Origin of the sequence: Clostridium sp. NSJ-49, from assembly GCF_014287725.1 — a bacterium.
GTDB classification, from domain to species: domain Bacteria; phylum Bacillota; class Clostridia; order Clostridiales; family Clostridiaceae; genus Clostridium; species Clostridium disporicum_B.
Genome location: NZ_JACOOP010000013.1, coordinates 42423 through 64018, shown reverse-complemented (window position 1 = coordinate 64018; position 21596 = coordinate 42423). Strand labels below are relative to the sequence as shown.

The following is a 21596-nucleotide window of genomic DNA, read 5'->3' as shown; positions in this document are numbered from 1 at the left end:
CATTTTATCTTTTATAGATTAATCTGGATATAAACTACTATCTTTTGACTAATTTCTTTGCGAAAATTATCCCAAAAATAATAATTATTAATGGCAATATAAACTTCACGGAAAATGGATTATTAAAGTTCATTCCTAAAATTACATAACAAAGTGTTTCAGGAGCTACCCCTAAAACTGATGCCCAAATAAAATCGCTATACTTTATTTTAGTTAATCCACAAGTATAACTTAATGCATCATATGGTAATATTGGAGGAAATCTTAATAAAAATAGTATTTTAAATCCATTTTTCTCAAGGTTTTGGTCTAGCTTTACAAATCTACTTCCGATTAAATCTTCTACAAAACTTCTCCCTAAAAGCCTTGATAAAAAAAATGCCACAGTCCCAGAAATATAATATCCAATCATAGTTAGTATAAATCCCCAAAAAGCGCCAAATACTTTTCCAGCAGCTATAGCTATTATATTTGATGGAATTATAACAAAAAAAGGTTTTATCGCAAATATCAAAAGATATATCGAAGACGAAAAAACACCATTTTTTCTTATAAAATTAGCTATCACCACTATACTTAATTTACCATTAAGATACTTTACATTTAATATTAAAAGAGTCAGAGCTACAAATATTATTGTTAATAAAATATAAAATTTGCCTCTATTTATTCTATCCTTTTTATTCATCTAATCTTACCCTTAAACCTTCATATTTTCATAATAAATATTCATTCTAAACTTACCGTTTTTACTTATATATTTCTAAAAACAGAAAAAACCTTATATAAATACTAGCAAACAATTCATCTTTAATATTTATATGTAAAATTTCTTAGCTATACGCTTGATTTCAATATTTTACTATAAAAACATTTTGTATACAGTTTCTTAACAATTATCATTGTTATGATTAGATATAATAGTATTAAGTTATATTTTATCTAAGGCATTATATGAAAAATAAATCTATATGGTATTTATCCCAGTAAAAGATTTGCTTACATATTGTGTGAACTTTATAGCGAAGTTATAATATTAGAATAATTAGGTTAGAATGGATTTAAAATTTTATATTATATAAGTACTTTACCTGATGTTTATTCTACCTTATAACTCTATAACTTCTAATTGAAAATATCTATATTTCTCAAATAGCGGTCATAACTCGGTAGTATCTTATGAGGTAAGTAACTATGGACAACTTACCTTAATAAGAAAAAATATAAAGGTAGCTTCACCACTATATATTACATTTATCAAGTATAAGGAGAAACAAATGACAAATTTAATAGAAACTTTAAAAGCTAATACTTTAGTAATTATTTTTATAATTATGTTCTTAGAAGCATTAAATCTTACCGGTATTCCTGCAATCGTAATTATGCCAGCTGTAGGTGTTTTTATAAAAAGCAGTGGACATTCTTTTCTGATAGTTTTTGCTATTGCAACTTTAGGGTCAATTCTTGGAAGTATAACTTATTATTTAGTGTCTTCCAAATTTGGTGATATCATATATAACTTTTTTTATAATAAATTTCCGAGTACTCAAAAATCACTAAGAAAAGCTAAAGAAACAGCTGAAAAATATGGAGCTAAGATGTGTCTTATTGGTAGAATGCTTCCTACGATTAGAACTTTTATATCTCTAATGTCTGGGATTTTCAAAGTTAAATTCAAAGATTATATAATATATTCCTCTATTGGAATTTTTGTATGGAATCTTGTTTTAATGTCTTTTGGATACTTTGGATATATTTTATCAACTATGACATTTTAAAATTTAAGAATTAATAGTAACTATTCATAAAAAAAATCCAGCAGAATAATATTTATATTTTGCTGGATTTTAAAATATCCTCAAAGAAATTTTATCTTAGTTTAATGGTTAATTTTAAAGTATCAACTCTTAACTATTAATTATTTTGCTTTTTCTATTACATCTGCTTTAAATTTTTCTATTCCTAATCTTTCTATCATAAATCCTAGCTTTTCACCTAACTCAGCATTTTCTCTATAATAATCAAAGATAGAATCTATAAGTTTTAAAGTTTGCTGTTCATCTAAATCTTTTGCAATAATATCTGCAATTCTTGGATTAAACCCTGCTGAACCTCCAGCAACTACCATTAATCCTGTTACATCGGCTATTACTCCTACATCTTTAGCATAAACACTTCCACAAGAATTTCTACATCCAGCAACTCCTATTTTAGTTCTACAAGGCATATCCTTCTTGCCATACTTTTTAGTTAACTTCATTCCAATTCCTATAGTATTATACTTGCTTCTTTTGCAAAAGCCCGCTGGACATATTTCTACGTTCTTAACAGAATTAGCCTTTACAACAGCTGGTTCCATACCTAAGTCATCCCAAATTTGTGGTAAATCCTCTTCCTTAAGATTTGTAATTAAAATTCTTTGACCTGATGTTATTTTTAATACACCATTATACTTCTTTGAAACTTTAGCTATTTTTTCTAATGTTTCTGCACTTACAAATCCGCCAGGTATATCTGGAGTTATTGCATAAGTTCTTCTTCCATCTCTAATTTTTTGAAGGTTTCCATAATGCATAAAGATTTAATTCCTCCTAAGATAAAACAAATTTTTCTATAGCTGTTGCAACTCCATCTTCATTATTTGAATCGGTTATGTAATTAGCAGCTTTTTTAACTTCTTCAAAAGCATTTCCCATTGCAATTCCCATTCCTGCATATTCAATCATGTGTAAGTCATTTCCTGCATCACCCATAGTTATTACTTCTTCTCTCTTTACACCTAAATGCTTAGCTAAAAGCTCAACACCTACACCTTTATTAACTTCTTTATTTAAAAACTCTAAGAAGTAAGGAGTACTTCTAACAACTGTATACTTTTCAAAAACTTCCTTTGGTAAATTATCTACAGCATTTTGAAGTATTTCAGGCTCATCTATCATCATTACCTTTATGTAACTTTCATCATTTTTTATATTTTCAAAATTTATTTCTTGTATTGTTATGTTATTTATACTTGCTTCAACTTCAGTATACTTACTATTTTTAGGAGTAACTAGTCCATTTTCTTCAGAGAATGCGTGAATATTAACACCCAATTTTTTGCTTAAATCGTAAAGATAATGAACATCTTCCCCTATTAATCCCATCTTGCATACAACTTCTCTGCTCTTTGTCTTTAATACTAATCCCCCATTATAGCTTAAAACATAATCATTATCTGTGTACATATCTAACTCTTCTAAGTATCTAGTAACACCATCAATTGGTCTACCTGTTGCAAGAACAACTGTTACACCTTTATCTCTCGCCGCTTGTATTGCCTTTTTAGTTCTTTCTGTTACTATTTTTTCTTCATTTAATAAAGTTCCATCCATATCTAATGCTATTAATTTATACATATAATTCACCGATCCTTGCTTCAAAATATCGGTACTATTATAACACGAAAGAATGTTTTAGTCCTAATCAAAAGTTAATCTTTTACTTTTTGCTAGAGCAAAACCCTTCACTTTACCACAAAGCAATCTTTCATCTTTTGCTCTAGCAAAACATTTATCTCTTGCCCTTAGGCAAACTACTTACTATATTCTATATAAGATGAAATTACATCATCAAATCCATCTCTCTTTAATACCTCAACTACAACTCCTACAATTTCATAACTTGACGTATTACCATATTCAGATCTTAAATCCTCTATAATTTTAATTATATCTTTTACTATTATTTTAATATCTGACTCATTTAAAAGCGCCTTAGTTCCACTTGTTGCATTTAAAATACTAATCTTAATCTTATTAGCATCTAATTCTTGTAATCTACCATCTTTTTTTATTACTTGCATAAAACTACCTCCTTAAACTCTCTTCTTTCTTCTTTTTATAAAATAAATTTTTCTTCGTTATATTAGGCTTTTCAAAAATTTAATTATTGTTTTTTATCGTCGATAATATCTAATTCCAACTTATTATTTACATATTTCATTTTTTTATTTATATACTAAGAGCTATACATTTATTATGCATAGCTCTTCTAGTTATATATTATTTTTTAATAATCTCTTTTCTGTACCATTCTTCATAGTCATATTTTTCTAAAAGTTCTTTTCATAACTCATATTTACATACGCATTCATCTTTTATCATACTATTCCCACTCGATAGTACTTAACTATTTTTTATTCATCATAATTTCCTAATATATTTTATGTTTCTATACACTTAATCGCTACTTAAATTAATAAAAAAAGTACCATTTTTTATTATGGTACTTTCAAAACTCTTTATTTTATTTATCAATATAAACTTTAACTTTACTTTATAATTTAATAAACTTCTTTATCCCAATTGTATTTAGAAGTCTATATGAAATTATTAATAAAATTACAAGTATACCTAACAATAATAATAAAAACATAGTTATATTTGTTACTTTAAATAAAAGGAATGCTCCTATAGATAATCCAATAATCGCAAATACAAATAACATTTCTATCATTACTGCTGCACTTTGTTTTACAACTACAGTTGGTGATACCCAATCTAATTTAGGTAAATATAAGTTTATAAGTAAACCTACTATTGCTGTTAATAAAGAAAATACTATTGTAAATGCTAAATTCCATACTAAAGCTGCAAAACTAAACTTTAAGCCTATGGAAAATATTAAATTAGCTAGTATTCCTAATGGAATAGTAATAATTAAATTTAATAATATTTTGCCTCTAAATATATCTTTTTCTCTTATAGGTAATGACTTCATTATCCATAAATTCTTCCCTTCCAAAGATATTGAAGAGGTCGTTGTACACGATATTCCTATTCCAAAAGCTATTATTAACAAAACATTAAGTGGCATTAGTTCATCTACATATGGCATTTCCATATACATAGCCAAAGTTTGTCCATCAACAAATAGAGTCGCAATTGAAGCTACTAAAATTATAATCATTCCAATGCCTGTATTTAAAACATATATAGGTGTTGAGAAATACCTTCTTATCTCTTTTTGTAATAAAGCTTTAGCTATACTACTAGATTTAAGTGACTGTATTTTGTAATTTGCCTTTTTATAGTTTTCTCCTAGTCTAGCATTAATCTTCCCAAATAATCTACTAAATACAATTATGAATATTATAAAAGGAACTATTGATATAGCTATAAGCTTTACTAATTCTATTAAATTTTTATCTCTTAATGCATTAGTAAAAAAAGTTACTGGAATATATATTTTACCTATACCTTCCATAATAGAAGCACTATTTATCATTAATGATTCAATAATAGAATTAATATTAAATGAACCTATAAGAATTAGTAATGTAACAATAGTCGCACCTAGTATAGTTACTAAATTCTTATGCTTAAACTTAGTAGCAAAATAACTTATAAATACAGCTAAAATTGAAGCTATTATAACCGGAATTAATGGCATAAATATAACTGATATTATTAATATTACGAAATAAAGCCATGATAATCCTGGAACTCTCATATAATATATAACTCCAGTTGGTATAAGCACAAAAGCTGTAAATATCCAATTGAATACTAGTAAATTTATTATTTTACTAGTTAGTATTACACTATTTTTAATTGGCAATGACATTAACATATCATAATCTCTTGAAGTGAATAATGTTCCCTGAGCTTTATATATAGATGTAAAAAATACCATCATAACGCTCATCAATCCAGCCATCATTAATAGTAAATCTAAAAAACCTATACTTTCTAAAGCATCAGCCATAAGATAAGCGTACATAGTTACAGTAAATGCTATTGCCATTGCTCCAATAAGAAGCACTAAAGATGACATCATCATTTTTCTTTTTTCTTTTGTCCCAGAAACATTTTTTGAAAATCCATTTAATCCCCAATCATTAATAAATGTTGCTTTTAATACAACCCATAAATTATTCATTATCAATCAACCCCATAAATATATCTTCTAAAGAACTATTACCCCTTACTTCATCTGTATTTCCTTGTGCAACAATTTTTCCATCCTTTATTATAGCCACTCTATTACATAGTTTTTCAGCAACTTCTAATACATGCGTAGAAAAGAATATAGCGCTACCTTCTAAACATATTTCTTTCATTATCTCTTTTAATGTATGGGCAGCTTTTGGATCTAGCCCAACAAAAGGTTCATCTAATACTAATAATTTAGGCTTATGAATTAATGCAGAAATTACAGCTAACTTTTGCTTCATTCCATGCGAATATGATCCTATTAAATCACCTAAAAATCTAGTTAATTCAAGCTTGTCCGCATACTTTTTTATAAGCTCTTCTCTTTGTGATTTACTAACCCCATAAATATCTGATATAAAGCTTAAATATTGAATTCCAGTTAATGCTTCATATAAATCTGGATTATCTGGAATATATGCCATAATCCTTTTACATTCTATAGGGTTATCTTTAATTGATAATCCATCAATTAATATTTCTCCTTCAGTAAACTCTAATATACCTACTACAGATTTTATTGTAGTAGTTTTACCTGCTCCATTATGTCCAATAAATCCAAATATATCACCTGAATTTATTGTTAAAGATATATTATCTACTGCCTTTTTACCTTGTTTATATGCCTTTGAGAAATTTTTTATTTCTAACATATTATTACCCCCGATATATTTGTTATAGTTATAGTATAACAGTAAATCACAAAAATCAATATAATTATTTCGACAACCATCAACAAAGTGGGAGCATTTAAATAAAATAGAGTATAAGTAAATTTTAAGGAGTTTAAGTTATGTGGCTTATTAACAAAGTTAAAGGCTTATATAGATTTGGACGACTTAATGGTCGCCTATTAGTAAATTCATTTAGAACAAGTTCTTATTATTTAGATTCCGCAACGAAATTTGTAAATACTAACGGCTTCATTAGTAGTTCGCCATACTTTATTTGGGTTGATACTGAAAATTTTAAAACTAATATTTTTAGAGGTTCAAAAAATAACTGGACTCTTATTAATAGTTATCTATGCACAATAGGAAAGCCTAATAATCCGACTATAAAAGGAACGTACTTCGTTGGGGTAAAAGGATATTCTTTTGGAGAATCAAGAGGCTTTCGATGTCTTTATTACACTCAAATAAAAGGCGATTACCTATTTCACTCAATACCTTATTACTTAGATGGAACAATAAAAGACGATAGACTTGGAATGATGCTTACAGACGGGTGCGTTCGTTTATCAACACCTCATGCAAAATGGATTTATGAAAATATCCCTGGTGGAACAACCATATTTATTACCTAACTTTATATAATTATATAATTAGTGATTGGAGATATATTATGCTAATAAATATTTTAAAAAATATCTATCGTGCTACAAAGTTAAATACTACAGTTCTATCAGACTTTCTATTAGTTAATTCTCTTTCTAGTTATGGTGAATCCTTTGTTAATAATAGTAATTTATCTAGTACAACCAATTATCTGATCTGGGTTGATACTCAAAGTTTTAAAGTTAATATTTTTACAGGTAAAAAATCTAATTGGAAACTAATCAAAAGTTATTCTTGTTCCATAGGCAAACCTACTACCCCTACACCTAAAGGTACATTCTATATAGGAATTAAAGGTTATTCCTTTGGATATTCTCATGGATATGTTTGTTATTATTACTCTCAATTTAAAAATGACTACTTGTTTCATTCAATTCTGTATAATTTAGATGGAACCATTAAAGATGGTCGTTTAGGTATGAAAATTTCAAATGGCTGTATCCGTCTAGCTAAAGTTAATGCTAAATGGATATATGATAATGTTCCTGCTAAAACTACTGTGTTTATAAACTGAAATAAAAAAGGTGAATTCAAATTGATGAATTCACCTAATAATATACTATAAACTATTTAATTAATTCTAATGCTCTATCAAGAACAGCAGCACCGTTCATAGTTCCGTATAATCTCATATCGATTACTTCTACTGGAACTCTTCCTTTTACTAAAGCATCAACTTGTGGTTTTTGGAATCTAACTTGTGGCCCAAGTAAAACTATATCAACTGTATCAACAACGCTTGAACATTCTGAAACTGGTAAAGCGTTAATGTTTACTTCTATTCCTTTTGCTTTTGCAGCATCCTTCATCTTATTAACTAAAAGACTTGTAGACATTCCTGCAGCACATACTAATAAAATATTTTTCATGATAATTCCTCCTAAAACTAAAACATTATATTTAATATTTATTATATAAATTTTTATTTATAGCTTATAAATTTACTATTATATATTATGTTACAATACCTCTAAATAGAATTCAATAATTAAATTCCTATCAGGAAATGTTTTCAAAAACCGATTACATATTTCTGATATAATCAACTATATCATATTTTTTCAAAATATTCATTACTTTTTTACAACTTAATTTGGAAAATTTTCCGCAAATATTTTTCTTTTGATATTTAAGCTACTCTTTCTTCTGAAAAATATAGCTTAAATATCAATGTTATATATACTAATTTTTCTATTAATCTTTAGGCGACATTATACTTATCATTTGCTATATTAGAAAATTCTCTTTTAATCAATACTACACAAATTACCAATGCTATAATATCACTTATAGGTTGAGCCATAAATATTCCGTTAATTCCTATAACTTTAGGTAATAAATATAAGAAAGGAACTAAGGCCACTACTTGTCTCAATAAACTAATTACAATCGATGGGTTAGGTCTACCAATTGATTGAAAGAATGTTGTGCATAGCATTACATACCCTAAAATAGGAGTAATTATAAAATTCCATCTTAGAGCAGTAATCCCTATAGACATTAACTCCTCTCCACCTCCAAATGCTCTAATAATAGAAGCTGGAAAGAACATTACTACAACCCATATTATTGATGTTACCCCTACTGAAAGCATCGATGCTTTATTTAAAGTTTCTTTAACTCTTAAAGTATTTTTACTACTGTAGTTATATGCTAAAATCGGTTGAATACCTTGACTTATTCCACTAGCTGGCATTATTACAAATGTCATTATACTTGAAATTACTGCATAAACACTAATAGCAATATCTCCACCATATTTTCCAAGTTGACCATTATAAATCAAGCTTATAAATCCCATTGCCATTTGTGCTATCCAAAAAGCAAATCCACATCTAAATATTTCTTTTTGAAGTTTAAAGTCCAATTTGAAAGTATCTTTCTTTATTTTTACAAGTGTTTTACCACCAAATAATAAATATGCACCAAATAATACAGAAACAACTTGTCCTATTACTGTTGCAATAGCTGCTCCTTCTATCCCCCAATTTAAAACTGCAACAAATATAGCATCTAATACTATATTGGTTATAGCTCCAATAGCTGTAACACACATTCCCATTATAGGTTTTCCAGAAGCACGTACAAAATCACAAAAAACAAATGTCAACCCTTGAAAAACACAACCTAAAGACACTATAGTGTAATAAGTTTTAGCCATATTATATGTTGTATCAGTAACTCCAAACACCTTTAAAAATATATCAGGAAATATTAATAAAATTGCTGTAAGTATTGCTTCAAATACAATAACCATTATAAATGCATTACCAAATGATAAATTCATTTTATCTTCTTCTTTATTTCCACGAAATAAAGAAAATAAAGTGGAGCCACCAGCACTACATGTTAATCCAAAAGCTATCATCATAAATGATAACGGAAAACATATGGATAATGCTGCTAAAGCTGTATTACCAACAAAGTTTCCTACAAATATTCTATCAATTATATTATAAATAGCAGTAATTAATAAAGAAATAGCCGCTGGTATAGAAAATTCCAAAATTATAGGTAATAACTTTCCTTTTGAAAAATCTATTTTATCACTCATCTAATTATCCTCCATAATATTATTCTTCATTAGGTTATAAACATCATTTGCAACTTTAATAAAAGTTTTAGCCTCTTCATCAGATATATTATTTAAAACTTTTGCTACCTTGCTATGATATTCCTCAACAAACACTTTATACAGTTCTTTACCATAAGTAGTTAATTCTAAATAAGTTATTCTTTTATCTTCCTTACATTCTATTTTTTCAACTACGTCTTTCTTCTCTAATTCTTTTATTAGTTTGGTTACACTTGGTGTAGTAATATTCAAAGCATTACTTATATCACTCACACATACTAATTCCTTATTTTTCTTACAGGTATAAATAGCATCAATAACATGTATATGCCTCGGTTTCATATCTTTGGGAAGCTCTGGCATCATTTCAGTAACTTTCTTTGCTATAAAACATGCATCAAAAATTTCTTTTACTAATTTATCGTTCATAATATCCCCCTTTATATAATTACTAAAGATAATTACTAATAGTAATTATCTTTAGTAATTATATATCTGTATAAAATTTTAGTCAATTACCTATTCTTACAGAAAACTTCTTATTATCCTTCACTATATAATTTGATTTTTTACACATTGATATTCTATTATAAAAGTTATTATCTAATTTAACCGACATCAAATCTAATTATTAACAAAAAACATGAATCAATTAAAGATTCATGTTTTCTTAATTTATTTAATAAAACAAATTTTACTATTTTTATATTAACAGCACTATATTATAAAATTTTAGGGGTTACTATATTATCTTTATAGTTTTATATTAAACATCTGTAAAATTTATTTGTATTATCTATTTACAAATTTACCTGCTGATTGTCCTGCTATACGTCCAAACACAACGAAATCAGTAACAGCAGTTCCTCCAATTCTATTTCCACCATGAACTCCACCAGCTACTTCACCTGCTGCGAATAATCCTGGTATTACTGTATCTTCTTTAGAAATAACTTCTGCATTTGTATTTATTTCAACTCCACCCATTGTGTGATGTACACCTGGTGCAATTTTTATAGCATAGAAAGGTCCTACTGATATATTTTTTTCCATACCAGTATTTCTTCCAAATTCAACATCATTTTGATTAGCTACAGCCTCATTCCATGTATTTACTGTAGAGACTAATGTAGCTTCATCTAATCCTAATTCTTTAGCTAAACCTTCTATTGTATCTGCTTGAACAACTATATTATTTTCAACATATTTTTCTATAGCACTTAAGCTATCTCTTAATTGTTGATCAAAGATAGTATATGCATATCCATCTTCTTGCTCTATTATAGCTGCTGAAACAACATCTCTAGTAAGTAATTCATTACCGAATCTCTTGGCATCTTTGTTGACTAATATAGCTCCACCACCACGAACTGACTCAGTTATTAATAAACTAGTTGTTTGTTCAACTGTTGGGTGAATTTGAATTTGTTCTATGTCAACTAAGTTCGCACCTACAGCTTCGGCCATAGTTATACCATCACCAGTAGCTCCTGGAGTATTAGTAGTTACGAATCCTTTTAATTCCGGTCTATATTGAGTATACATATCTTCATTAGCACCAAATCCACCAGTTGCTAAGATAACAGCTTGTGCATTTATAGTATAATTTTTATCTTTACCTTCAGCCTTAATTCCAGCTACAGCATTATCAGCTGTTAATATCTCTTTAGCTTCAGTATTGTATATTATTTCTATGCCTTGCTCTTCTACATTTTTAATTAATGCATCAACTATAAAACTTCCAACAGGTTCTCCACCTTCTGGTCTATGTATACGCTTATTAGTTGCTCCACCTGAGAAAGATAATTCAGGTAATGGCGCTCCTATTTCTTCTAACCACTCTATAGCATCAGATGACTCTTCAGCCATTTTAGTTACTAATTCACGGTTGTTAAGTTCGTATCCACCCTTCATAGTGTCTTCAACAAAAACTTCAACACTATCTTCAACGCCATATGCTTCTTGCACATCTGTCTCAGCAGCATTCATTCCACCTGTAGCTTTTACTGAGTTACCACCAGCCATAGCCATCTTTTCAACTATAACTACATTTAAACCTGCAGCCTTTGCTTCTAAAGCAGCTGTCATACCAGCTCCACCAGCTCCTACAACTACACAATCCACATTTAAAGTCTCTTCAGTCTTTTCTGTAGCTGAACCTTCTTGTGATACTAAAGTTGAAGCATCTATTCCAGCACTAGCAAATGCTGCTGTAACAGCTTCAATAACAGCATTACTAGTTACGGTTGCACCTGAAACTATGTCAACATTAGCAATTTGTTTTGCTAACATATCTTGTGGCATACTTTCAATTGCTACTCCCCCTATAGTTGGAGTTTCTTTATCCCCTACAACAACTATTTCTTCAATTTTAGAATCTGATAATTTAATAGTTGCCTTAATTTCTCCACCGAATCCTTTAGCTGTACCTTCATATGTACCAGCTACAAAAGTATTATTAGCATTACTATTCTTGTTTTCATTATTACCGCATGCTACAAATGTTAATGCCATTGCACATGCTAAAAAAACAGATAAAAATTTCTTTTTCATTTTATCTCTCCCCTAACAATATATTGATATTTTTTTATCATACACGTTTAAGTATAGAGATAAATTCTATATAAATTCTGACTAAATTCTTAAAATTTGTTAAGAATTATCACTTTCTATATTATAAAATTCTATTTTTACCGTTGTTCCTAAACCTCTAGTGCTTTCAATCTGTATTGTTCCATTAATTTTTTTCAATAATTCTACTACTATACTTAATCCTAACCCATTACCATTATTTCCTTTAGACGTATAAAGAGGCTCAAATATTTTATTTTTTGCTTCATCTTCAATACCTTCCCCATTATCATTAACAATTAAAATAGCCTTATTGTCCTCTAAATAGTATTTAACTTGTATAACTCCACCACTACTTTCCATAGCCTGGTATGCATTAGTGCATATATTTAAGATTATTTGTTTTAATTCTCTTCTATTGCCATATATATAAATTGATTTATCTAAAATTAAATTATCTATTTGTATATTAGGTGGTACTATAGTTTTTAAGATATTTATTATTTTTTTTATTTCCTCAGTACTATTAAACCACTCAGTAGTTTCTTCCCCACCTTCTTTTGAGTACATTAATATATTTTTAGATAACTCTAAACAGTTATCTGCTGCTAATTTAATTTCTTTTAAATCATCTATAGCCTCATTATTATCTTTTAAGCTATTCATTAATAGTTCATTATAAATAAAAATTGGTGTTAATAAATTTTTGAATTCATGGGCTATTGTACTAGCCATCATTCCTAAAGTATGTATACTATTAATCTTACTTAACTTTTCTTCATGCTTTCTAAGCATATTAGTAGACTTATTTATTTCTTCTGAATATTTTAGTTCTAATATAATTTTTTCTTGTTCATTTTTCATCTTGATAATAAAAACTATAAAGCTGACTATTAATACTAATAAAATAATTCCTAATCCTACTATGAAATAAAATATTTTATCTAAAGGACGTGCTATTTCATCATAAGATGTAATAGCGCTTATAACCCACCTATGTTCCCCTATATCTACAGGGGCATATCCAATTATCTTCTTTACTTGTTTTATTTCATCTTCTCCCCACCAATAGGACTTTACTATATCACTACCTGTCTTACCACTTAATTGATTAGTAACTAATCTATCTATTCCTGCTGGATCTAATTGTGGATACTTCTCTTGTCTATCTTTTAGTGAATCTAGTCCTATCTGCTTTTTATCTCCATGCATTAATATGGCTCCAGACATATCTTTTAATGTACAATAACCATATTCACCGACTTGTATTTCTCCTAAAGTTTCCTTATAAACTTCATCTAATAAATATTCTACTAGTACAACTCCTTGAACTTTGTATTTTGATAAAATAGGTTTTATTATCTGTATCACATAGTTATTCTCTTTAGTAAATACTACAGATCCAATTTTGCATTCTTTTAATTCATCTTTATTTATATTATATTTATCAAATAACTCATAAGGTATATAACTTAGCTTTCCTTCATAATCACTATTATTTTCATTTATATATAGTATCTTATTTTCTATGTAATCTTCTACATCTATTCCCTGTTCTAATAAATTATCATCTATTTGAAATACACCATTTAAATAATCTATTTTTTCATCAAAATATGTCTTTAAATTATTAGCTGAAATCTTTGCTATAGAAATCATCTCATCACTTCTTAAAGCTATTAAGGTATTCCTTTGATTGATATATATCATCCAGATAACAATCATTATTGTTAATATTACAATTCCATATATCCATATAATACTTTTATACCTAAACTTTCTTTTTTCTAACATATCTTTACCTCTTGAAGTAATATTCTATATTCGCTTATAATGAGTTATATATTATAAAAGTCAAATAATTAACAATTATATCATAGTTATATATTAATTTTTTACATCTATTAAATTAATATAGTTTATTTAGAAAGGACATTTAATGTTTAAAGAACACGTACTTTTAATTGATGATGATCTATTAATCCAAAAAGCTTTAAGAACAGCCTTAGCTAGGGAGCAAATAAATACAACAGCAACAACTTCAGGTAATGAAGCCTTACTTCTATTAAAGAAATATTCATACGATACAATAATAATAGATTTAGTTATGCCTGATATAGACGGCTTTGAACTTATACGTCAAATAAGAAATAACAATATTTTCACTCCAATAATAATTCTTAGTGGTAAAGAAGAAGAACATAATAAGATATTAGGGTTAGGCTTAGGAGCTGATGATTATCTAACAAAACCTTTCAGTATTAATTTATTAGTTTCAAAAATTAAAGCTTTTTATAGGCGTTCTAATATGTATCAAAAAACTATTAATCCTGATTTAACCATTGGCCCTTTTAGATTTTGTCAAAATAACTTTCAAATATTTAAAAATAATATACCTCTTGATTTAACGGCAAAAGAGGTTCTTTTCCTTAAATTTTTATTAGAAAATCCAAATAAAGTTTTTTCAAAGGAACAATTATACGAAACAATTTGGAATAATACCACAATAGATGATAATACTATTATGGTTTATATAAAAAGACTTAGAGATAAAATAGAAGATAATCCCAAAGCCCCTAAATTCTTAAAGACTGTCTGGGGACTTGGATATAAATTAGAAATTCAATAATTAAATAAAGTGCGAAGCACTTTGGTGAAAAATTTGACTTCGTCAAAGGGGAAAATGTCACTGACGTGACAGTGAAAATATTGCCTATAGCAATAGTGAAAAGTGTCTACATTAGTACCTTTCACTTTAACTTAAGTTAACTTTTCCCCGCTACTCTAGTAGCCTTTTCACTTCGACGAAGTCGACCTTTCACCTGTGAGCTCCGCGAACAATTTCTTTCATTTACTCTCTATATTTTAATTAGCAAATTTACTTTATCTTTTCTGCTTCTGGATATTCTACACCTTTTGTATCTACTCTTATTTCTTCAATAACAATAGTATTTACTGGAGTTGATTTTTCTCCTGTAGCTTTATTCTTTTCTACTTCAGCTTTATTTATAGCCTCAACAACATCTAACCCATTTATAACCTTACCAAATGCTGCATATTGCCCATCTAAACTTGGAGCGTCTGCTGCCATTATAAAGAATTGGCTTCCTGCTGAATCTGGATTTTGAGCTCTTGCCATAGATAAAACTCCTGTAGTGTGCTTTAAGTCATTAGCTTTATATCCATTTCCTGAAAATTCACCTTTTATACTATAGCCAGGTCCTCCTGTTCCATCACCCTTTGGATCTCCACCTTGATTCATAAAACCTTCTACTACTCTATGAAAAGTTAATCCATCATAAAATCCTGAATTAGCTAACTCAATAAAGTTATTTACAGTATTAGGCGCTTTATCTGGGTAAAGCTCTGCTTCTATTGTTCCAAAATCCTTAACCTTTATAGTAGCTATTGGTAGATTTTCTGGTCTTTCTACTTGAGTAGTAGAATTATCACTTGAATTATTATTTTCTGTTTTAACATTGCTGTTTCCACAACCAACCATAGCCACTGACATAACTATAGCTAATGCTGATATCATTATCTTTTTAATTTTTTTCATCATAATTCCTCCTTAAGAATCTCACTTATATTCTAACAGTGTAATCAATTTTAATAAATAATTAATATGTAAATTTTGTATAAAATAATTAAACGAGGCCAAATGATTTTAATCTAGTAATTAATACATAGATATATCAATTTATAGCCTCGTTTTATTATTTACACATATTTAATCTAAAGGTTCTCCATCAAAGCTCTTATATGCAGGAGAATTTTTATCATTTCCTACATTATCTTGATCTTGATGTAGTTTTTGTCTTCTAGCTCCTTTTTGCATAGGATTACTTGTATTTGAGTTCTTATCCCAACGGTCTTTTTTCATATTTCACACTCCCTTCAATCTATATCTTTTGTCTTATTGTTTATATTAATTCATTTTTTTATAACTTTGACCATTAGCAAATTATAAGTTATCATTAACTGAAAGTCCAAACTTCAATTTAGTAACTTAAAGTTACTAATTCAACACTAGAAGAAATAGTTTCCGTTTAATTTAGGAGTGATAGAATGACTGATAATAAAACTTTAAGAAAAAGCTTTTTTAGAAATCTTATTCCATCAGTAACTGCTATGTGGGTCTATTCGATTTATACAATAATTGATGGAATATTTGTTGGAAAAGGAGTTGGTTCTACTGCACTAGCATCAGTAAATATAGCTATGCCATTTGTAAATTTAATTTTTGCATCTTCTATATTTTTCGCTACAGGAACTTCCACTCTAATCTCAATAAGACTAGGACAAGATAAAAAAGATGAAGCAAACAATATTTTTTCTTTTAATGTAGCTATAATGATTATATTTTCAATAATTTTATTAGCATTTAGTTTAATATTTATAAATAAAATATCAATTTTTCTAGGGGCTACTGAAAGTACTTTTAAAATGGTAAAAGACTATTTAAGTATAATAATACTTTTTAATGGATTCTTTATAGTTTCTTACTGTTTAGAAGTATTAACTAAAGCTGATGGTTTTCCTAACCTTGCAATAATAGGAGTTTCTATATCAGCAATTACCAATATTATATTAGATTACTTATTTGTGATAAAGTTTGGATTTGGAGTGAAAGGAGCTGCTATAGCTACTGGAATATCTCAAGTTGCATCTTGTTTATTTTTTACATTGCACTTTTTAAAGCCAATATCAACTTTAAAATTTGTTAAATTCAAACCTTCTTTTAATATATTTAAAAGAATTATAAGTATAGGTTTTCCTGATGGAATAACAGAATTAACTTCTGGAATAGTTATTCTTATATTTAACCAAAGCATTTTAAAATTTATAGGTGAAAATGGATTAGTTACATATAGTGTAATATGTTATGTGTCTACATTAGTTCTTATGACTATGATAGGAATTACTCAAGGTGCTCAACCTTTATGTAGTTTTTACTATGGTTCAGAAGATGTTAAATCACTAAAATATTTATTTAGTATTACTTTAAAAACTATAGCTATAGTATCAGTTGGAATATTTATTATATGTATTTTATTTGCACCATCTATAATTAATGTATTTATAGCATCAAATGATAGTGCTCTAATAAATCAATCTATAATTATATTTAGAATATATTCATTATCATTTTTATTAGTTGGCTTTAATATATTATCATCTGGTTTTTGTTCTTCTATAGAATCACCAATCCTAGCCACACTAATCTCTATATCTAGAGGACTAGTTATAATAATAATTACACTAATTATTACAATAATTCTATACGGAGGAAATGGAATATGGATAGCAACAATATTATCTGAAGCTATTTGTTTATTAATCTCAGTATGGTCTATTAAAATAAGTTTTAAAAATTTACTTAGCTAAAAAATTTAATGACTACCTATAATTTAGGTAGTCATTATTTATTAATATACTATATTAAAGTTCAAACTCTTCTATCTCTATTGAATATTCTCCACAATGCTTACATACGTTAATAGTTACTAAATAACTGTTATCAACTTTACCAAGTGCATATAACTTATCATATGTTGATCCTTCATATTGTGGTTCTATATTGCTTACAACGTATTTTCCATTCTTTGTGAAAATATAAAAATTATATCCTAAGAAATCAAAGAATTTCTTCTTTTCTTCAACTCCTGTTTGACAATTCTCACAAGCTAAATTAAAGTATGCTTTAGAAAAGTCTACCTTATCACTATTATTTAATATTTCTATAATCTTTTTTTCATCTACATCATTAATAGGATTTTCTTCATCATTAAAAAAACAATATAGATTTTCTTCATTTAATATATATTCTTTTTCATCAAATTTAAATGTGTATTCCATAATATGTACCTTACTTTCTTATTTAATTTATACTATTTTATCATAAATAACTTATAAAGTTAAATGTTACTATTACTTTTTCCATTAATACTTTATTATTGTTATATTTACTTTTCATTAAAATTATTCATTTTTTATTAACATTACTGGTAATTTGGTGTAAAATATGAATATATAAAACGGGGGAGGGAATTAAATTGATTAATAACGATATTTACATAATTTTTCCAAAAACTGGAACTCTATTTTCTAACGTTATTTCATTCTTTACAAAAAAAGAATTTGCACATATATCTATCTCATTTGATCCGACATTTCAAACAATGTATTCATTTGGACGTATAAATCCAGCATATGTACTTCCAGCTGGATTCGTAGAAGAAAATCTTTACTCAGGAGTATTTTCAATGTTTCCTGAAAGTAAATGCTTAATATATAAGGTTTCTGTTACTTCTGAACAATATACTTCATTAAAAAATCATATCGATAAATTTTTAATGGATAAGTCAAAATACAAATATAGCGTACTAGGAACCGCTACTCTTTTATTTAATAAACCAATTAAAAGAGAAAATTATTATTTCTGTTCACAATTTGTCGCTGAAGCTTTAATAGAATCTGGAATCTACAAAACAGACAAGCTCCCAGAGCTTATTAGACCTATGGATTTATTAGACCTAGAAAACAAAACATTATTATATAAGGGTAAAATCAACAAATATCCTTTATATAATCTTTATTCCACTGATGAATCCTACAGCATTTTTGATGCACCATATTCCTTAGCTTTATCAGCTTATGGAAAAATCAGAAATAGATTTATTTAGAAAGAAATTGTTCGCAAAGCTAGCAGGTGAAAAGTCGACTTCGTCGAAGTGAAAAGGCTACTAACGTAGCGGGGAAAAGTTAACTTAAGTTAAAATGAAAGGCACTAATGTAGACACTTTTCACTATTACCAAAGGTAATATTTTCTCTGTCACGTTAGTGACCCTTTCTCTTTTGACGCAGTCAAACTTTTCACCAAAGTGCTTCTCACTTTATTTACTCTTCTTCATACTATATTATTAAAATAATTTATGGAGAAAATTTTATGGAATACTATGTTAATATACCTTATCCGCCAATAGAGGTAAAAGAAAAAAATCCTATCTACGCAAACTTAATCTTATTGAACTATGCTGGTTCTGTATCAGAGCTCTCAGCTGTTACCCAATATGTGTACCACGAAATAGCATTTAGTGATAATAAATATCCAGATATTTCAGAAACTATTAAGGGAATATCAATAGTTGAAATGCATCATCTTCAAATACTTGGTGAGCTAATCGTAAAGCTTGGAAAAGATCCTGGCTATTGGATATATAAACATAAAAAAACTAATCTTTGGACTCCTGAATTTTTATCATTTAATACAGATTTAAAAAAAGCTTTAACTATCGATATAATAGACGAAAAAGAAGCTATTGCTCAATATAAAAGAACTGCAAAACAAATAGATGATACTCATATAGTTGATATAATAGATAGAATCATCTTAGACGAGGAGTATCATATAAAACTATTTACTGAATTATATGATAAATATGTTTTGTAAAAAGTAGATTTAATGAAATGCATGTAAAAAATCGCCAACTGCTTAATTGCCTTGACGATTTTTTTACTCAATTAAATCTTTATAGCTTAAAATTGCATTACATATTGCTTCCGCTATATTTTTTTGCCAAATTTTCGAAGTTAAAATATTTTCATCTGACCAATTACTTAAAAATCCTAATTCAATAAGAGCTGATGGTGCATCATTATTATTTAGAACTGCTAAAGGCGCATCATCACTATAAAATTTTATTCCTCTATCATTTGTATACTCTAAGTTACTTAACTCGTCTTGTATCAATGATGCTAAAGCTTTACTCTCCTTACTTTTAGGATTATACCATGTCTCTACTCCTTTATACTCTGAAGAATCATATGCACTATTACAATGAATTGATATAAATAAGTCCGCATTATTATCTTTGCTTATACGAACTCTTTCATATAAATTTTCTATAGAATTATCGGACCAATTTAATGTATCATTATTTCTCGTGTATACAACATTTATCCCGCTATTTTCTAATAGTTCTCCAACTATAAGTGCTATATCTAGTACAATATCTTTCTCATATGAACCATTTACACCAATAGCACCAACATCCCAATCGCCATGACCTGGATCAATACAAACTGTAAAAACATCAGTATCTTCTAATAGATTAATATCACTTGAAACCATTCTTGCATCTGGTGACTTAATCAACCCACTACAAATATTAACAATTTTAATCAACGATATTAAGCTAAAAATTAGAAATAAATTAATTATAAAAATTCTTCTATATCTTCTTTTTTTTCTTCTATACACCCTTCTTCTTCTGCTACTCATCTATAAAACTTCTGTCCTTTCTAGTTCTTTCTTTAGAAATATAATAACAAGTTTATATGGTAACTCTGTGTGTCTAATATGAACATTAAATGTATTTTTACAAGAAAAATGGTTGAATTTTTATATATTTTAAAATTCAACCATTTCTCTATATTTTCTATTTAATTTTTATTATCCCTTTATTTTTTACAGCATAAATTTCATCCGTTTCTTTAGCAACATCCTTATCATGAGTAACCATAATAACGGTTTTACCATCCTTATAAACTATATCCTTAAATAATTTAATTATTTCTACTGTCGTTTCATCATCTAAGTTTCCAGTTGGTTCATCTGCTATTATAATATCATTATCACAGCATAAGGCTCTTGCTATAGCAACTCTTTGCTGTTGTCCGCCACTTAACGTTAATACCTTTTGATTTGCTTGTTCCTCTGTCAATCCAACACGTTTAATCATATCCAAAGCAAATTTCTTATTATCTTCCTTTTTAATTTTTTTTATTGACATAGCTGAAGTTATATTTTGAAGCGCTGTCATGTAATTCATTAAATTATATCCTTGAAATATAATAGAAACATGTTTATTTCTGTAATTATCTAATCCAATATTTTTTATGTTATTATCACCTAAAAATATATCTCCCTCTTTTACTTGGTCTAATCCAGCAATTAATGATAATAATGTAGTTTTTCCACTTCCTGATGATCCAACTATAGAATAAAATTTCCCTTTCTCAAATTCCATATCTATATTATTTAATATCTTTTTATTATTGTCGTACCAATATCCTAACCCTTTAGTTTTTAATAAGACATCATTTTTTCTTTCAACTCTTTCTTCCATATTTAA

23 protein-coding genes are annotated in these 21596 nt (G+C 27.7%); 7 read left to right on the top strand and 16 right to left on the bottom strand.

Annotated features, from left to right (window positions below; all coding sequences use genetic code 11):
• Positions 1-37: 37 nt before the first annotated feature.
• Complete coding sequence (locus tag H8S10_RS06630) at positions 38-688, bottom strand: TVP38/TMEM64 family protein (RefSeq protein WP_186838359.1); 651 nt, start codon at positions 686-688, stop codon at positions 38-40.
• 589 nt (positions 689-1277) lie between these two features.
• Here H8S10_RS06630 and H8S10_RS06625 point away from each other — a divergent pair.
• The gene (locus tag H8S10_RS06625) at positions 1278-1778 is read left to right on the top strand and encodes a DedA family protein (RefSeq protein ID WP_055267698.1); all 501 of its coding nucleotides are present in this window, start codon (positions 1278-1280) and stop codon (positions 1776-1778) included.
• A 140-nt stretch (positions 1779-1918) separates the two neighbouring features.
• Here the strand turns inward: H8S10_RS06625 and H8S10_RS06620 are convergent, their stop codons facing one another.
• The 5 genes from H8S10_RS06620 to H8S10_RS06600 all read right to left on the bottom strand — a co-directional run bounded on the left by H8S10_RS06620 (position 1919) and on the right by H8S10_RS06600 (position 6628).
• Entirely contained in the window at positions 1919-2575 is a 657-nt protein-coding gene (locus H8S10_RS06620) for a nitrite reductase (RefSeq protein WP_055267696.1), read from the bottom strand.
• A gap of 16 nt (positions 2576-2591) precedes the next feature.
• Positions 2592-3398 (bottom strand): sugar-phosphatase, encoded by an 807-nt coding sequence (gene yidA, locus H8S10_RS06615; RefSeq protein WP_055267693.1) that lies wholly within the window; start codon positions 3396-3398, stop codon positions 2592-2594.
• A 176-nt stretch (positions 3399-3574) separates the two neighbouring features.
• Positions 3575-3844: an ATP cone domain-containing protein gene (locus H8S10_RS06610; protein ID WP_055267691.1), complete on the bottom strand. Its 270-nt coding sequence runs from the start codon at positions 3842-3844 to the stop codon at positions 3575-3577.
• Between the two features lie 473 nt (positions 3845-4317).
• Entirely contained in the window at positions 4318-5922 is a 1605-nt protein-coding gene (locus tag H8S10_RS06605) for an ABC transporter permease (protein ID WP_186838358.1), read from the bottom strand.
• The gene (locus H8S10_RS06600) at positions 5915-6628 is read right to left on the bottom strand and encodes an ABC transporter ATP-binding protein (protein ID WP_186838357.1); all 714 of its coding nucleotides are present in this window, start codon (positions 6626-6628) and stop codon (positions 5915-5917) included. Before H8S10_RS06600 ends, H8S10_RS06605 begins: the two co-directional genes overlap by 8 nt.
• A gap of 140 nt (positions 6629-6768) precedes the next feature.
• Here H8S10_RS06600 and H8S10_RS06595 point away from each other — a divergent pair, with 140 nt between their 5' ends.
• Positions 6769-7281 carry a L,D-transpeptidase gene (locus tag H8S10_RS06595; RefSeq protein ID WP_055267685.1) on the top strand — a complete coding sequence of 171 codons (513 nt, stop codon included), beginning with the start codon at positions 6769-6771 and terminating at the stop codon, positions 7279-7281.
• A 38-nt stretch (positions 7282-7319) separates the two neighbouring features.
• The gene (locus H8S10_RS06590) at positions 7320-7826 is read left to right on the top strand and encodes a L,D-transpeptidase (RefSeq protein WP_084759042.1); all 507 of its coding nucleotides are present in this window, start codon (positions 7320-7322) and stop codon (positions 7824-7826) included.
• A 52-nt stretch (positions 7827-7878) separates the two neighbouring features.
• Here H8S10_RS06590 and H8S10_RS06585 read toward each other — a convergent pair whose 3' ends face one another.
• From H8S10_RS06585 to H8S10_RS06565, 5 genes are all read right to left on the bottom strand, one after another.
• Positions 7879-8181, bottom strand: a complete 303-nt coding sequence (locus H8S10_RS06585) for a PTS sugar transporter subunit IIB (RefSeq protein WP_055267683.1) — start codon at positions 8179-8181, stop codon at positions 7879-7881.
• 332 nt (positions 8182-8513) lie between these two features.
• Positions 8514-9866 (bottom strand): MATE family efflux transporter, encoded by a 1353-nt coding sequence (locus tag H8S10_RS06580; protein WP_186838356.1) that lies wholly within the window; start codon positions 9864-9866, stop codon positions 8514-8516.
• A complete protein-coding gene (locus H8S10_RS06575; RefSeq protein ID WP_186838355.1) occupies positions 9867-10316 on the bottom strand; it encodes a MarR family transcriptional regulator in 450 nt (149 codons plus the stop codon).
• A 363-nt stretch (positions 10317-10679) separates the two neighbouring features.
• Positions 10680-12440 (bottom strand): flavocytochrome c, encoded by a 1761-nt coding sequence (locus H8S10_RS06570; protein ID WP_186838354.1) that lies wholly within the window; start codon positions 12438-12440, stop codon positions 10680-10682.
• A gap of 99 nt (positions 12441-12539) precedes the next feature.
• Entirely contained in the window at positions 12540-14252 is a 1713-nt protein-coding gene (locus H8S10_RS06565) for an ATP-binding protein (RefSeq protein WP_186838353.1), read from the bottom strand.
• Between the two features lie 145 nt (positions 14253-14397).
• On the opposite strand from H8S10_RS06565, the gene H8S10_RS06560 reads away from it, so the two are divergent.
• Positions 14398-15087 carry a response regulator transcription factor gene (locus H8S10_RS06560; RefSeq protein ID WP_055266506.1) on the top strand — a complete coding sequence of 230 codons (690 nt, stop codon included), beginning with the start codon at positions 14398-14400 and terminating at the stop codon, positions 15085-15087.
• A gap of 249 nt (positions 15088-15336) precedes the next feature.
• Here the strand turns inward: H8S10_RS06560 and H8S10_RS06555 are convergent, their stop codons facing one another.
• Positions 15337-16017 carry a peptidylprolyl isomerase gene (locus tag H8S10_RS06555; protein WP_186838352.1) on the bottom strand — a complete coding sequence of 227 codons (681 nt, stop codon included), beginning with the start codon at positions 16015-16017 and terminating at the stop codon, positions 15337-15339.
• A 171-nt stretch (positions 16018-16188) separates the two neighbouring features.
• Positions 16189-16341 (bottom strand): clostri-philic family protein, encoded by a 153-nt coding sequence (locus H8S10_RS06550; RefSeq protein WP_172675763.1) that lies wholly within the window; start codon positions 16339-16341, stop codon positions 16189-16191.
• A gap of 185 nt (positions 16342-16526) precedes the next feature.
• On the opposite strand from H8S10_RS06550, the gene H8S10_RS06545 reads away from it, so the two are divergent.
• A complete protein-coding gene (locus tag H8S10_RS06545) occupies positions 16527-17846 on the top strand; it encodes an MATE family efflux transporter (protein ID WP_186838351.1) in 1320 nt (439 codons plus the stop codon).
• A gap of 54 nt (positions 17847-17900) precedes the next feature.
• On the opposite strand, the gene H8S10_RS06540 is transcribed toward H8S10_RS06545, so the two are convergent.
• Positions 17901-18317, bottom strand: coding sequence for a DUF3785 family protein (locus tag H8S10_RS06540; protein ID WP_186838350.1), 417 nt, complete (start codon positions 18315-18317; stop codon positions 17901-17903).
• 197 nt (positions 18318-18514) lie between these two features.
• Between H8S10_RS06540 and H8S10_RS06535 the strand changes: the two genes are divergently transcribed.
• Both H8S10_RS06535 and H8S10_RS06530 read left to right on the top strand, forming a co-directional pair.
• Entirely contained in the window at positions 18515-19144 is a 630-nt protein-coding gene (locus tag H8S10_RS06535; RefSeq protein WP_186838349.1) for a hypothetical protein, read from the top strand.
• 264 nt (positions 19145-19408) lie between these two features.
• Entirely contained in the window at positions 19409-19912 is a 504-nt protein-coding gene (locus tag H8S10_RS06530; RefSeq protein WP_055266496.1) for a ferritin family protein, read from the top strand.
• 63 nt (positions 19913-19975) lie between these two features.
• Here H8S10_RS06530 and H8S10_RS06525 read toward each other — a convergent pair whose 3' ends face one another.
• Complete coding sequence (locus H8S10_RS06525) at positions 19976-20743, bottom strand: N-acetylmuramoyl-L-alanine amidase (RefSeq protein WP_186838348.1); 768 nt, start codon at positions 20741-20743, stop codon at positions 19976-19978.
• Positions 20744-20900: 157 nt separating this feature from the next.
• A complete protein-coding gene (locus H8S10_RS06520) occupies positions 20901-21590 on the bottom strand; it encodes an ABC transporter ATP-binding protein (RefSeq protein ID WP_186838347.1) in 690 nt (229 codons plus the stop codon).
• Between the last annotated feature and the right edge of the window lie 6 nt (positions 21591-21596).